Annotated in this window: 14 protein-coding genes; 3 read left to right on the top strand and 11 right to left on the bottom strand. The window is 50.2% G+C overall.

Features of this window, described 5'->3' with window-relative positions; all coding sequences use genetic code 11:
• Positions 1-119 precede the first annotated feature (119 nt).
• Positions 120-593 (top strand): GNAT family N-acetyltransferase, encoded by a 474-nt coding sequence (locus NC997_RS22650; RefSeq protein WP_190524107.1) that lies wholly within the window; start codon positions 120-122, stop codon positions 591-593.
• A 144-nt stretch (positions 594-737) separates the two neighbouring features.
• On the opposite strand, the gene NC997_RS22645 is transcribed toward NC997_RS22650, so the two are convergent.
• From NC997_RS22645 to NC997_RS22620, 6 genes are all read right to left on the bottom strand, one after another.
• A complete protein-coding gene (locus NC997_RS22645; protein WP_190524104.1) occupies positions 738-1,367 on the bottom strand; it encodes a nucleotidyltransferase family protein in 630 nt (209 codons plus the stop codon).
• Positions 1,364-2,497 (bottom strand): XdhC/CoxI family protein, encoded by a 1,134-nt coding sequence (locus NC997_RS22640; RefSeq protein WP_190524101.1) that lies wholly within the window; start codon positions 2,495-2,497, stop codon positions 1,364-1,366. The genes NC997_RS22645 and NC997_RS22640 overlap by 4 nt, the downstream gene beginning before the upstream one ends.
• 131 nt (positions 2,498-2,628) lie before the next feature.
• Complete coding sequence (locus NC997_RS22635; protein WP_190524098.1) at positions 2,629-4,854, bottom strand: xanthine dehydrogenase family protein molybdopterin-binding subunit; 2,226 nt, start codon at positions 4,852-4,854, stop codon at positions 2,629-2,631.
• Positions 4,851-5,837, bottom strand: a complete 987-nt coding sequence (locus tag NC997_RS22630) for a xanthine dehydrogenase family protein subunit M (RefSeq protein ID WP_190411578.1) — start codon at positions 5,835-5,837, stop codon at positions 4,851-4,853. Before NC997_RS22630 ends, NC997_RS22635 begins: the two co-directional genes overlap by 4 nt.
• Positions 5,838-6,047: 210 nt before the next feature.
• A complete protein-coding gene (locus NC997_RS22625; protein ID WP_199305998.1) occupies positions 6,048-6,575 on the bottom strand; it encodes a 2Fe-2S iron-sulfur cluster-binding protein in 528 nt (175 codons plus the stop codon).
• A gap of 52 nt (positions 6,576-6,627) precedes the next feature.
• Positions 6,628-6,753, bottom strand: a complete 126-nt coding sequence (locus NC997_RS22620; RefSeq protein WP_339380599.1) for a hypothetical protein — start codon at positions 6,751-6,753, stop codon at positions 6,628-6,630.
• Between the two features lie 235 nt (positions 6,754-6,988).
• Between NC997_RS22620 and NC997_RS22615 the strand changes: the two genes are divergently transcribed.
• Together NC997_RS22615 and NC997_RS22610 are read left to right on the top strand one after the other, a co-directional pair.
• Positions 6,989-7,498 carry a GNAT family N-acetyltransferase gene (locus NC997_RS22615; protein ID WP_190524092.1) on the top strand — a complete coding sequence of 170 codons (510 nt, stop codon included), beginning with the start codon at positions 6,989-6,991 and terminating at the stop codon, positions 7,496-7,498.
• A 60-nt stretch (positions 7,499-7,558) separates the two neighbouring features.
• Positions 7,559-8,005, top strand: a complete 447-nt coding sequence (locus NC997_RS22610; protein ID WP_190524090.1) for a low molecular weight protein arginine phosphatase — start codon at positions 7,559-7,561, stop codon at positions 8,003-8,005.
• A 172-nt stretch (positions 8,006-8,177) separates the two neighbouring features.
• Here the strand turns inward: NC997_RS22610 and NC997_RS22605 are convergent, their stop codons facing one another.
• From NC997_RS22605 to NC997_RS22585, 5 genes are all read right to left on the bottom strand, one after another.
• A complete protein-coding gene (locus NC997_RS22605; RefSeq protein ID WP_190524087.1) occupies positions 8,178-9,389 on the bottom strand; it encodes a DUF3747 domain-containing protein in 1,212 nt (403 codons plus the stop codon).
• Between the two features lie 108 nt (positions 9,390-9,497).
• Entirely contained in the window at positions 9,498-11,096 is a 1,599-nt protein-coding gene (locus tag NC997_RS22600; protein ID WP_190524084.1) for a mucoidy inhibitor MuiA family protein, read from the bottom strand.
• Positions 11,097-11,125: 29 nt separating this feature from the next.
• Positions 11,126-11,383 (bottom strand): hypothetical protein, encoded by a 258-nt coding sequence (locus tag NC997_RS22595; protein ID WP_190411584.1) that lies wholly within the window; start codon positions 11,381-11,383, stop codon positions 11,126-11,128.
• 13 nt (positions 11,384-11,396) lie between these two features.
• Positions 11,397-11,966, bottom strand: a complete 570-nt coding sequence (locus tag NC997_RS22590; RefSeq protein ID WP_190524081.1) for a DUF6193 family natural product biosynthesis protein — start codon at positions 11,964-11,966, stop codon at positions 11,397-11,399.
• Positions 11,967-12,023: 57 nt separating this feature from the next.
• The gene (locus NC997_RS22585; protein ID WP_190524078.1) at positions 12,024-14,243 is read right to left on the bottom strand and encodes a DUF4139 domain-containing protein; all 2,220 of its coding nucleotides are present in this window, start codon (positions 14,241-14,243) and stop codon (positions 12,024-12,026) included.
• Between the last annotated feature and the right edge of the window lie 119 nt (positions 14,244-14,362).

The following is a 14,362-nucleotide window of genomic DNA, read 5'->3' as shown; positions in this document are numbered from 1 at the left end:
AACTGGCAATCTGGTTTCCGCTTTCACACTTGGTGGGGCTTGACTCAGCAGTTGCACATCGAATTTAAGGCTCTCAAACTTATAATCTGTCCCGTTTATACGCAACAGCAGAAAAACAGATGATAGAAATCAAACCGATACAATCACATCAAGTTGAAGAAGTCAAGCGCGTAATCATCGCGGTTTGCAAGGAAATATGGCAGCTTCCTGAAGAAGTGATTAGGCATTACGATGCCATGTCTGATATAGATGACGTGCAATCGCACTACTTCGACAATAAGGGCACATTTTTGGTGCTGATTGATGAGGAGCGGGTTGTTGGCAGCGGCGCAATTCGGCGTTTGAGCGACAACATCTGCGAACTAAAGAGAATGTGGTTTCTTAAAGATTATCGAGGACGAGGGTTGGGGACGAAAATGGCTCAGATGCTCTTAGATTTTGCCAAAATTACAGGTTATAAGAAAGTCAGGCTGGATACGATTGATGAGCAAAAACAAGCACAAGCTCTGGAGCTTTATCAGCGGCTCGGCTTCTATTTTATTGAGCGATACAATACGAGTCCTTGTACTGTGTTCATGGAGAAAATGCTTTAAAAAGTAAAAAATGCATCATCTTTCATCTTGATATATCAGTCCTATGTGATTTGGGGGAAAAACGAACCGCCAAGACGCAGAGAACACAGAGAAAGAGAAGAGAAGAGAGAGAAGTTTACAACTCATTTAGGATTGCTATATTTGTTAAATACCAGTCCTGCTTTGTAGATACTCATCAGCGATCGCTTGAAATTTCTCGTAATCTTTTGGAGTATCAATGTCGATAGCACCCTCCGCAAACGGGATGCGAAAGACTTCGGGTGAGTATTTTTTGATGATTTGTTTTGCGCCTTCGGTCGTTTTTAGGCTCATGAGTTCTGGAAACAAGGCGCGGCTGAACAAAGCGGGTACACCCAAGCTTCCTGCATACTCTGAAGCAATAATCGGTCGGCGCGTGACCTGATAGGCTTCCACAATTTGATTGAGTAGTTGGGAAGAGATGAAAGGCTGGTCGCAAAGTGCGATCGCAACGGCGTCTATGTTCTGATTTAAATTACTCAGCGCTTCAATACCCACCCGAATCGAAGAACTCATCCCCTCCGCCCACTGTGGGTTTTCGACAATTTGGATGGGTAACTCGCTGAGTTCCGGCTTAATTTGTTCTGCATTCGCTCCCAGAACGACGACGATGGGTTGACAGCGGGAAGCGATCGCAATTTCTGCGGTATGGCGGAGGAAGCTGCGTCCTTGATACAACAGCAGTTGTTTTGGCGTCCCCATGCGAGTAGATGCTCCTGCTGCCAGAATTATCAAACCGACGACAGGCGCATTCATCCGGTACTCCGGTTGTGGATTGGTTCCTGGCGCTTTCTTAATAACCCGCCCGAACGATTGGCGAGAACCGCTTGAATTTCCGCCACAATTGAGAGTGCGATCGCTTCCGGTGTGTCAGCGCCAATATCCAGTCCAACAGGGCCATGCAAGCGGTGAAGTTGGGCTTCTGTAAGCTGAATTCCCTGTTCTTTTAGCTCAAGAAGTAACTGTTCGGTTCTTCTTTTAGGGCCAAGAATCCCTAAATATTGCACGGGAGAAGGCAAGAGTGTTTTCAAGATTTCTAGGTCGTGCAGATAGTTATGGGTCATCACGACAGCTACCGTGCGCTTATCAATTTCTACGGTTTCATTGACTCTTTCTGGGTGAGACAAAATGACTTCATCGGCGCTGGGAAATCGGTCTGATTTTGCATTGGCAGGTCGGCTATCAACGACTGTTACGCACCATCCCAATTCCTTCGCCAAGCGTACAACCGGGATGGCATCGTCACCCGCGCCAAAAATGACCAGCGAAACAGGTGGCTGAATCGCTTCGATAAAAACTTCGGCTTTCCCTCCCAGTAAGGGATACGCTTTAAAAAGCGAGCAATTTTTATCAAGCACTTCACGGGCATCTTCGAGGATGTCTGCACTCAAATCTGCATCTTCGAGGTTACTGAAAATTGTGCCATCTTGATGCAGCATTAAATGGGTTCCGACTTGTGCCTTTATGTGACCTTCAATGTGAAATATCGTTGCTAGAACTCCTACCTGCCGCTGATGCAGACACTCTCCCAGAAAGGTCATCGGACTTAACTCGTTCTCTGGAGTTAGGCGTTCAATCAACACCTGTACCATTCCCTTGCAACCGAGTCCTAACCCCCAGACGATGTCATTGTCGGAGGTCGTATCGTAGTTCACCAACATGGGTTGACCGGACACGATGACCTGTTGAGCGCGTTCAAAAACGTCATTCTCCAGACAGCCGCCGCTAATGGAGCCGATTCGCTCACCTTGTAGCGTTATCAGCATTCGAGCGCCCGGTCGCCGATAGGTAGACCCACTAACTTTAACAATGGTGGCGATCGCTACTGTCTTGCCGCAATTTTTGGCTTTTGCAAATGCGGCAACAATCTCCTGTAATTCTTTCATATAGAGCTTTGCAGTTTGAGCCAATCCGGGCTGACCTCTCCCCAAACCCCTCTCCGACACGGAGAGGGGCTTTGAATATGGCTCCCCTTCTCTCGTAGAGAAGGGGCTGGGGGGTTAGGTTCTAAGACAGATTACAGCAACTTATCCGGTGTAATCGGGAGGTCGCGGATACGCTTCCCGGTGGCGTGATAGACAGCGTTTGCCACCGCCGCCGCCACGCCAGTGATGCCAATTTCGCCTGCGCCTTTGGCTCCAATCGGGTTAATGTACGGGTCGATTTCTTCGACGAAGTACGACTCAATTGCGGGGATGTCTGCGTTGACGGGTACGTGGTACTCACCGAGGTTGGCGTTGACGATGCGCCCGGTACGGGAGTCTGTCACCGTTTCTTCTAGTAGTGCCATACCTAGCCCCATGACGATACCGCCGATCATTTGCGATCGCGCTGTTTTGAGGTTGATTACCTGTCCCACACCAAAGGCTCCCACAAAGCGGGTTACGCGCACTTCGCCAAAGTCAGGATCGACGCGCACTTCGGCAAATTGAGCGCCGAAGGAGTGCATGGAATACTTCTTCTCGGCGCGGTTAAACTTGGCATCAAAGCTTTCTTCGACTTGCGGCAAATTTTGGCGCATCAGCACCGCTTGGTAAGTTTCGCCCTGGTTGCGATCGCTCTTGCGAAACAGGCGTCCGCCCTCAATCGCCATGTCCGTTTCCGGGACGTTGTAAAGCGGCGAACTAGCATCCGTGCGTGCCAACTCCAGTACCTTCCTACGGGCTGCTTGTGCCGCTTCATGCACGGCAGTCCCCACGCTTCCCATCGTCGCCGATCCGCCCGATATCGGCGCACGGGGCAACTGGGTATCTCCCAGCTCAAATCGCACTCGCTCAACCGGCAACCCAAGGGCGTCAGCGGCGACTTGCGCCATCACCGTCGCCGTACCTGTCCCCATCTCTTGAGAACCACTCTGCACTAAGGCGGTGCCGTCTTGCAGGATGCGGACTCTCGCGCTAGCCGGGAAGTGATTCACGGGGTACGTGGCGCTTGCCATTCCCATGCCGATTAGGTAACGACCGTCCCGCATCGAACCCGGTTCGGGAGTGCGCCGCGACCAGCCAAATTTTTCTGCGCCGAGTTGGTAACATTCTTTGAGCGACTTGCTCGACCAAGGCAGGTTATTGCTGGGATCTATGTCTGCATGATTGCGGAGGCGCAACTCAATTGGGTCAAGTTTCACGGCATAAGCGAGTTCGTCCATTGCCGATTCCAGGGCGAACATTCCCGGACTTTCGCCGGGGGCACGCATAAAGGTCGGCGTTCCCTTGTTGAGACGGACGAGACTTTGCTTTGCTTGCAAGTTGGGAGTGGCGTACATCATGTGGGTTCCCACAGTGTACGGTTCGAGGAATTCCTCGAACGTTGAAGTATGGGAGATGCCCCGATGGGCGATCGCAGTCAAGCGACCGTCGCGGGTTGCGCCGAGTGCGACTTGTTGCTCGGTTTGTGCCCGGTGCCCAACCGTGGTGAACATCTGTTCGCGGGTTAAAACTAATTTCACGGGACGACGTACCTGGCGGGCAGCGAGGGCGGCTAGCGTGACGTGGGGCCAAACCATAGCTTTGCCGCCAAACGCGCCGCCAATGAATTGACACACGACGCGCACGTTCTCGTCGGGGATGCCGAACGTCGTCGCCATTGCCTGACGCACGCCGAAGTTAGACTGCGTGGCGTCGTAAATGGTGAGGCGATCGCCCTCCCACACGGCAGTTGTCGAGTGCGTCTCCATCGGGTTGTGGTGTTCGGTGGGCGTCCGGTAAGTTTCTTCAATCCGCACCTCAGCATCGGCTAACGCTTGCGCCGGATTGCCGCGTATCGTCTCTGGCGGTTTGCCAAACACGGACTTCGGCGCGAATGCCTGCGCCTTTTCCATCTCCACCACCGGCGTTTCGGCGTCGTAATCGATGCGGACGAGGGATGCGGCGTGGGTAGCGTTTTCTAGGGTGTCGGCAATGACAACGCCGATGTGCTGACCGATGTGATGTACAACCGCTTCTTGCAGCACCAGGCGGTTTTCGGCAGCAGCCCCACCCCCGAACAAGGTGGGCACCGGGCGGAGTTTAGGCGCGTTGAGGTGCGTCAAGATACTCAGTACACCAGGGGACTGTTCCGCCGCACGGGTGTCGATGCTTTTAATGCGTCCGCAGGCGATCGCGCTGCCGATAGAGACGGCATAGGCGGGATTTTCTACAGGGATTTCCGCCGAGTAGCGGGCACCACCCGTCACTTTCAGGCGTCCATCCACCCGATCCATTGGCTTACCCACAGCTTGGTTGGTTGCATTCTCAGATTGACTCATACTGTGCCTCCTGCTGCTTTTGTGAGTGCCCGAGCGATCGCTCGTTTTGCCATTTCAACTTTGAATCGGTTGTATTTTTGGGGTTGGGCTTCCCGAACGGTTGCCTCTGCTGCTGCTGCAAAGGTTTGCTCGTTCGCTTTTGCACCAACCAGAATTTTCTCCGCCTCAACCGCCCGCCACGGCTTATGTGCGACGCCTCCCATCGCGACTCGCGCCGCTTTAATGGTGCCGTTGTCGATATCGAGGGCGGCGGCGACGGAAACCAGGGCAAAGGCATAACTAGCGCGATCGCGTACTTTTAAATAGTGCGATCGCTCGGCAAAGGGTGAATTTGGCAAATCCACCGCAACGATTAGTTCGTCATGTTGAAGCATCGTATCGATTTGAGGCGTATCTTCCGGTAAGCGGTGAAAGTCACTGATGGGGATTTGTCGCTCTCCGTTCGGCCCCTCAACACGCACTACGGCATCAAGGGCTGCCAGCGCCACGCACATATCCGAAGGATGCGTTGCAATGCACTGTTCGCTGGCACCGAAAATCGCGTGAATGCGGTTGTACCCTTCAATCGCCGAACAACCGGAACCGGGTTCGCGCTTGTTGCACGGCATCGTCGAATCGTTGAAGTAGTAGCAGCGGGTTCTTTGCATCAAGTTGCCGCCGATGGTTGCCATATTCCGCAGTTGCGGTGACGCGCCAGCGAGTAACGCTTGAGAAAGTAACGGATAGCGATCGCGCACCAACCGATTATTTGCCACGTCGCTGTTGCGTGCCATCGCCCCGATGCGTAAGCCATTCGAGATTGCCGTCACGTCTGCCAAGGGTAGCCGGGTGATGTCTACCAGTTGGTCAGGCTGCGCCACGCCTCCTTTCATCAAGTCGATTAAATTAGTGCCGCCTGCGATAAATTTTGCTGCCCGATCCCCCGCAACTGTCTGAATGGCTGTGCCTTTTTCAGTAGCACGCACATAACTAAAAGGTTTCATTAAAACTCCTGTGCATGGGTTTAAGTTGAATGGCACTGACTTAAGAGCCATGAAATAAATTTCCGGCTTCACCGCTCAAACCTATTTCAATCCGTTGAAATCCATATCCAGTTAGCTTTAGCTAACTTTAGCGATTAGCCCAAAATTTATTTCAGGCGGAGCGGGTATGCAATTGATTGGTGAAACGACGGAATTGCTCATGCTTCCCGGCTACCCATTGCTAGTCTGCGTCTGATGAACTTCGCGCACAGCGGCAACAATGCCAGGATAGGCACCACAGCGACAGAGATTGCCGCTCATGCACTCCCGAATTGCCTCATCGGATGTCGGGCAACCTTCTGCTAATAGACCCACCGCAGACACGATCTGACCGGGCGTACAATATCCGCACTGAAAGCCGTCATGCTTAATGAAAGCCGCCTGCATGGGATGAAGTTCATCGCCACGAGCTAAACCTTCAATCGTTGTAATTTCCGCGCCTTCTTGCATCACCGCCAAGGTCAGGCACGAGTTGATGCGCCGTCCATCAACTAACACAGTACACGCACCGCATTGTCCGCGATCGCAACCCTTCTTGGTGCCTGTCAGACCGATGCGTTCGCGCAGTGCGTCCAGTAGCGTCACGCGCGGTTCGATTTGCAAAGTGTGCGGTTTACCATTGATCCGCAGGGTCACGTCAATACTACCAGGCTCCAGGGTTTTCGCGACTGCGTTAGAAGTCTTAGGGCTTGTTTGCATAAAAATATTTTTTGTAAGGTTTGCATTCGCGATGCGGGATGCAATTGCATCCTTAGCAACGACCAAGGTACTTGCGATCGTTAGCATACCGAACCGTCGCCGTGTTATCCTCAGCCTCATTTTGCGGTGTCAAAATAGGTCTAATAACAAAGATAGTGCGTTTTACATTTCTCGGCATGAGAACTGAAGTTTAATGAGGCGCAAGGAAAGCAATTTTTTTGCTGATAGCTTTAATTTCGTTAAACCGGGCTAAAAATCAGAAATATTAAGGTTTTTAGTCTATTTCAATAGACCTGATTTATTCACCCAGAATTTGAATTCTGGGCAGGTTATCGGGTTGGTGCAAGATTGCAAGATATTGGTGCAAGATATCAGTTGAACTCGACTTTGTGAAACAGGCACCCAAAAATCAGATGATTGTAACTGAAACACCGCGCTTACTTCTCCGACATCTCACCTTGGATGATGTAGATGACTTGGCAACCATTTTTGCAGATCCGGTCGTGATGAAGTTCTTCCCCAATACGCGGACATCCGAAGAAACTAAAGGTCACATCAAGTGGATATTTAGCTGCTACGAGAAATACGGCTTCGGTTTGTGGGCGACCATTCACAAGGCTGACAACCAGTTTATTGGTCGGTGTGGATTAATACCGCAGCGAGTGGATGGGCAAGAAGAAGTCGAGATTGGTTATATGCTGGCTAAGGAATACTGGGGAAAGGGTTTGGCAACCGAAGCGGCTAGTGCAATTCGGGATTATGGTTTTGAGCTGGGTTATAACCGCCTCATTTCCTTAATCCATCCGGGAAACATCGCGTCTCAGAATGTCGCAATGAAAGTCGGCTTAACTTACGAAAAAGACACAATTATTCAGGAAAAGACTGTTCGCGTTTATGCAATAAAAAGACCCAATCTTCCGTAGAATTAACTACAGCAGTTTTATTGGCTGAGCAACAGCGAGAGAGAAAAGGGAGGGTCACAAATGCGGATTTTATTTGTGTGTACGGGCAATACCTGCCGTAGCCCGATGGCAGAAGCGCTATTCCGCCAAAAAGCGCAAGGAATGGAAGTGGAGGTGCGATCGGCAGGCGTCGTGGCGTTTGAGGGAGATTCTGCATCCCCGCAGACCCAGCACGTCCTGAAGGAGTATGGTATCGATTACTACCATGAAGCGAAGCGGCTGGATCGCCAGCTCTTCGATTGGGCGGATTTGGTGCTGACAATGACGGGCGGACAAAAGAAAGCGATCGCTGATGCATTCTCTGCTGCTGCCGACAAAGTATATACCTTGAAAAAATACGTTGGCTATCACGAGCAAGCTGAAATTGCCGATCCCTATGGTGGCGACTTGGCAACTTATCGACAGTGCGCTGGAGAAATTGAGCAAAAGTTGGATCTGTTGTTAGCGAAGCTAGCGGCTACGCGCTGACCAGAATCAGCTGATTTTTAATCGCAACGAAGGCTTTTATAACCGGATGTCTATTAATCGGTCAGGGTTAAGCGGAAGGTTACTTGATCGTAGAGACAAGGGTTTATCGCGTCTAGAACAAACTATCAAAATTGTCTTGAGAGTCTATTTAGACGCGAAAGAACGATGAGGATTACTCAGTTTTGACGCAGTTGAGCATCCGCAGAGTGGCGGCGGCAGCATAGTTGCGGCGAGTCGGAGAGTTTGGCTCAAACTTGCTGCCGACTTCATTAACAGGGGAGGCGACGTTGCAATAAGAAGACATTTGGCTAATCAGCGAAGAAGCCCAGTGTTTTTCGGTGTCTGAGAAGGTTTTCGCTGAGTTTTTGGTCGCTAATTCTGGACTAAGTCCACGCATATTTTTACCAAATTCAGCAGCACGTCGCAGCACTGCCATCAATTCAGCTCTGGTGACGGGTTGAGTGGGTTTGAAGGTGCCGTCTTGGTAGCCACTGACAATATTGTTATCCCGCGCCCATTTAATTTTAGCGGCGCTCCAGCGCGAGGCATCAACATCAGGATAGGGTCGAGATGCAGCTTGAGTCGGGATCGTGACATTGGCTCCGGGTAGCTTTGTTAAAGATTCCAACACCATCGACACCAGTTGCTCTCTGGTTAAGGCGACTTGAGGGCGGAAGGTGTTGTCTTCTTTGAAGCCAGCGACGAACCCCAGCGCAACGGCTTGTTCAATTTCTTTTGCGTAGACATCTGAGGCGATATCTCCGAAGGTGGAGCTTCCGGGAGGCGTTCCGATATCGCCAGGGTCGATTCCCGGCGCGGCTTGGTCGCTGGCAAGATAGACGTGACCGAGGGTTTTACCGTTGTAGGTTCTTTTGGCGAACCGCCACGCCGGATCGAGATTGATTTTCATAAAACCATCGCTGAGTCCGTTGGTTCTGCCAATTTCAATGGTTGGGACAGTGCGATCGCTAAAGTTGGTGCCGACAAGGACGAGTTCGCCGTCGCGCTTTACTAAGTTGAAGCTGTACTTCAGCCCCAAATCCGTCCCCGCCATACGCATAGAATAGCCGTTGCTATCGGTACTGCGTCCGCAAATGCCGGTGAAGTCAAAGTTGAGTAGCAGCGGATCGACTGCTGTTGGGCGATCGCCACTTTCACTCCAACACGCCCGTTTATCGGATATCTGTTCCAGAATCAGCAGTTGATGACTATTCGTGCCGTATGGGGCAGCTACGGCGATAAATTTACCTTGTTCAACTTCTTTTTGAGTAAAAACGGCGGCTGGGCTGGGGTTGACGGCACTGAGGGTGGAGAGGACAACGGTGGCTAGGGCGGCAATTGACCGTCCAAATAGACGCTTGGAGGAGGTTGACGGCAAAGACATGGTGAGGAGGTTATGGAGCTGGGTAGATTTCTTTTCTTTAGTTATGTGATACTATTGAACGCCCAAAAGTTCCCCCCTCATAGCGCCTAAATTCATGGAAGCAAAGCCCTAGATGCCTTGTACTTCCGGTGCGGCTGAAACTTGGTAGACCAAGGATGCCTGGAGTTGAGAGTAAGGTTCGAGGGTAAAATTCCAGGTGCAAAAGCCGTTTTCATCTGCCTGGATGCCGTCAGTGGTTTTATCGGAGATTACCTCTACTTTCACTTGCTCTAGCTCCGAAACCGGCACCCGCTCAGTGGTTGCGATCGCTCTTTGTTCTTCGCCAATATTGGAAAGGAACAATGTTGTTGTAGTTGTGACACTGTTCCATTTAGTCAAGTGATCCTGTTTTCTTTTTTGGGTTTGGGTGCGCTGCACGCGCATTGCATTATCCGCTCCCCATCCCAAAGCAAATTTCTCTCCAGGCGCGATAAATAGAACTGAGGTACGACCGACAAAGCCAGAAGTCCGCACTAAATCCACTGGCCCAGCTAGAATCGGGAATTTAGAAGTGTTTGTCTGTTCGCTCTTAAGGATGACTTGACAGGATAATTCTGGCATCAAGACATACTCTACAGAGGCGGGAGAGTCGAAGGAGTAGATGGAAACGCGGTAAGGGCGACCATCTGAGGGAATCGTTGCTTTTGTCTGGCTGCGTAGGTTTCGGACTTCGCCGCCGTCATCAACACCGGGTAAATCAACTGTGGCGGGGGTGGTGTCGGTTCCGAGTCCGGCTGTCTGAACTTGTTGATCTCTCGCTTGAATGATTATCTGCTGAGATTTTTCTTGAACATTTAAAGGGTCATCTGTCAGCAGGGGTGGTTCAGTTCCCAAGGATGCGCGGGCGGTAGAAAAGACTAAATCTACGTCTTTCCAATCTTCTCCCGTGCGTTGCCAGACACAGCCATCGAAGCGGAAAGAGAGCGTCGGTTTTTCGTCGAGGAGAAGGCGTGCTTGGTGCCAAGGTCGCCACATGGCACCGGGAACCACATAGTCGAAAGCGATCGCATACTCTCCCGCTTGGGGAATCATTAAGTCGGCTTCGATGTTGGCAACATAGACCATATCGGGACGCGATAAGGCTTCTGCTTTGGCAATTAAGTCGTGAATTTGCTGGTGTAGTTGTTCTTGAGTGTGATAGCTGCTTAAGATTTCCGATCGGAAATCTCGCAATTGTTTAAATAAAGTAGAAATTTGCTCTCGCCAGGATTTAGGGTCAATTTGTCCCCAAATCGCATCCACGGGGAGTTCCTGCAAACCTTTAGCAAGGATGGTGTTTACTCGCTCGAAGCACGATTCGAGGTGCTGGCGGTCTTCGCTGATATTGTTGAAGGAGTTAAGTAGCGATCGCAGTTCTGCTTGTAGAGACGCGAAATTTTGCATCTCTTCATTGGTTAGTCGATCTGTTTCCTTAACCAACATCTGGCGGCGAACGCGAACATCGTCAATTCGTGCCTCTGGATATTCTTCACAAAACTCTGCCCGAAGAGATTTATCTGAAAGAACTGGGGCAACTTTCTGGACTTGGATTCTCCACAGTCCTTGGGTTAAATTAATTTTGCCAATTCGTCGCACCTGTGCCCTATCTTCTAAGAGTGTTACTACACAAACAGGTGCATCGAGCGTTAATTCTTGAATGACTTCTGGCGACTTTTGAATTGCTTGCATAATTTACCACTTCCTCATATCAAATTCATTTAAATCGTCATTGTTTGGAACCTCACCCCTATCCCCTCTCCGTTAACGGAGAGGGGAACCGGAGCCGCAGGCGATCGCGGGAAGAGTTTCTGAGGGAATGCTAAAGCAAATGCTGAATAATCAACCGGATTTGATGACATCATTTGGAACCTCACCCCTACCCCCTCTCCGTTGACGGAGAGGGAAACCGGAGCCATCGGCGATGGCGGGGAGAGGTTGTTTGCAAATGCTGAATAATCAACCGGATTTAATATCATTTAGCTTTTGCATTTAAGTATAAAGATTAGAATATTTACGCGGTAAATTTTCAACTATCAAGCTAATTGCTGTTGGTGCATCATTAACGATTGCAATAATCTGTTGATAATTACTAGGAGCCAATACTTCATACTGCCCCTTTCCGGTGGGTACAGCAGCAGGGCAATCATACCAAAAAGGAGGTTCCGTATATCTGCTGAAACCTAAACAATAATGACTGGTATACGGATAAAGTTGACTCAGCACTGAGTGTTTTCTAGCAGTTTGAATAAGATGAACTAAATCGTACACAGAACGGTGAGACTCAACCATGCGGATTCGGATGATAGGGGGCATTTGATTGTTTTCCCAAGTTTGCTCTGTGTATTGCCACCGCTGCTCGTGTTTTTGCAAAATTTCTTGCCACCGCTGTTCGAGTTCTTGCCATTTATTTTCAACATACTCATTCGTTGATATTTTTGTGGAAATAGGATTGGTTGATGCTTGAGAAGGCTTGCTGCTAGCACTAACGCTCAGTAGCAAGAGGCTGCAAACGGTGGCTGAGCCATACACAATAAACTCCCGCCGATTGTATTTTTCCACGGTACAACTTACTCTCTTTAGGCTATATATTTAGTAAGCCCAAATCTTCAATTAAAATTACGACTCCCGCCGATTTCCCCCAATCAATTCACTGTCCACAAAAGTTTTAATGATGTAATCAACTGATAAGGTAATTTTCTCTTTTGCGGGGACTTCGACTTGCCAGCGATAGCCGCCTTTGATGGGTGAGTTACGTTCTTGTTGTTCGTATTTTTCCCAAGGTGGCGAGACGCGATCGCAATGGATATCTACTTTTGCTCCTTCTTGGGGAATGGGGAGTCTTTCTCGTACTTCAATCTTGGCAATTCTTGGTAGATAGTTGTTAATATCGATTTTAATTTTGTGGCGCAGTTCGTTGAAAGAGACGATGGTTTCGCCAGAACGAACTTCTTCATAAACGGTGTTTCGAGCAACTTTGATGGCTTGTTCCACTCCTAGCCCTAATTCCATCTGTGCTTTTGGTGGAACTGTGGCAATATTTGTAGATAAGATGTATTCGCCATCGACGTAGACATCCGCAGGGCCAGCGAGTAGCGGTGCTTGTAGGGGGTTGCGGAGTTGGGCAATTCTGAAGACGTTAGTATCTTCGCGGGGAACGACGATGTAGCGCAAATCTACGTCTGTACTGTTGCTAGTTAGGGCGACAGAGTGAAATTGCCCGTCTGAGGGGACATCAATTCGTCCATCAGCGCTATAGGCATAGTCGAAGGAACCTGCAACGTCTCGCACATGGATACCACCGGGAGGAAGCATCATCCAGAGGCATTTTTGGGCGTTATCAAAAGCCTGTTGCACGACCTGCATGACATTAAACGTAACCGTAACTTTCTGACGTTGAAGGATTTCTAAATATATTTCCTGCTGTTGTTCTATCGACAATTTACCCCGCTTTGCTCGGTCATCTGCTGCGCCCATTCGCATGAGACCGTATGCCAGTAAATCGGTTACAGAATTCTCATCTGTAGTATCCTCCAGGTTCTGCCTCCTTCGACGCTGGAGAGATTCCGGTGCTGCTGGTGGGGCAGCTGCCGCCCGTTTCAGTGCTTTGTGAGCCGCTAGTCGGTCTCCTAGGGAAGGGGATTCTACTTGCGGTGCCAGTGATTCCTCTATATAGTCTGCACAAGGCGCTGCTGCTGGCATAGCCATCCCATAACTAGCGTACATTTCAGAGCGATCCTGCGCCGTCAGATCGGGTAAGGGTGGAACTGAAGGAGCGTTGTCTAAGAAATTCGCGATCGCGCTTGGTGACGACACAGCGGCTAAAGCTGTCGGTCTCTGGCTATCGTAGTCCTCAAAAAGAATCTCTGCACCGATTGGGGGACGACGCCAGCCTGATTTTCTCATCGCTGGTTGCACTCGTCCTAGCCGCAGCGAGGGCAATTCCGGTAGCGCACACCAACCCATCGGTTCGGCTGTAGAAAGTTCCAATCTTACCCCTGACCAATCTTCACCTGTGCGCTGACAAATCAACGCCCTGACGGCAATGCTGGCACTAGATTCCGCACTATTTAGACGGCAAACATAGGTCGGTGTCCAACGCGCACCGGGGACGAAATATTCGATAACTAAGCGTGAAAAACCTAATTCCCCCTTTTCTACAAGGGAAGGAGGGGAATTTTGCCCTTCTCCTGGTAGAAGAGAGGTAGGGGGAGTAAACTCTTCGTAACTCAAACGGACAATTACCGTCTTGCGAAGCTCATTAGGTCTAGCATTTCTGGCGGTGGAAGCGATCGCCTGCTTTTGTTGCAAATCGGCAAGATATTCCTGAGCTAGACGCAATTTTTCCAAATTTTCCCGCTTTTCCTGGATTCGGGCGCGGATTTGTTCGTCGCTGAAGTTTGCCAAGGCAAGTCTAGCGTTCATTGGCGAAGGCGGCGGTGCTGTCCCAGGTTGAGCGTTGGGGCGATCGGGTACTTTTAGATTACTGAGGACGCCAATTTCTTTTTCGATGAGGGCGATCGCGTCCTGAATGCGTTGTACCTCAGCCGTCGCTGCACGCAGTTCCTCCTCCGGGGGTGGGTTCTGTGTCTCTTGCGGCGGGGGAACGGCTAAACCAATGCGAACATCTGAGGCAATCGGGGACGGGTTTTGCGTCTCTACAGATTCAACCCTCACTCGGACACTGCTATCATCTAGCGCCAGAGGCAATCCCGGTATCTCAACGTGTTCTGGCAGTTCCCCAACGTTCAGATGTAACTCAGCAATCCGAGTCACGGTGGCACCGGCAGCGTAGACTTTAACTGCGTCAATCCGAGAAGCCAGTTCTTGCATTGCCATGATGTTTGCGCTGAGTTACTGCCTATAGATCCAGTAAGGCACAGGGGAAGAAGCGATCGCAAGTAACTCTATGAAAAATTTAAAAATAAAAGATAGACTTTAAATTTTTTAATTTTGCA

This window comes from Trichocoleus sp. DQ-A2, from assembly GCF_039961915.1.
GTDB lineage: Bacteria > Cyanobacteriota > Cyanobacteriia > Cyanobacteriales > FACHB-T130 > FACHB-T130.
This window is presented reverse-complemented; position numbering and strand designations above follow the sequence as displayed.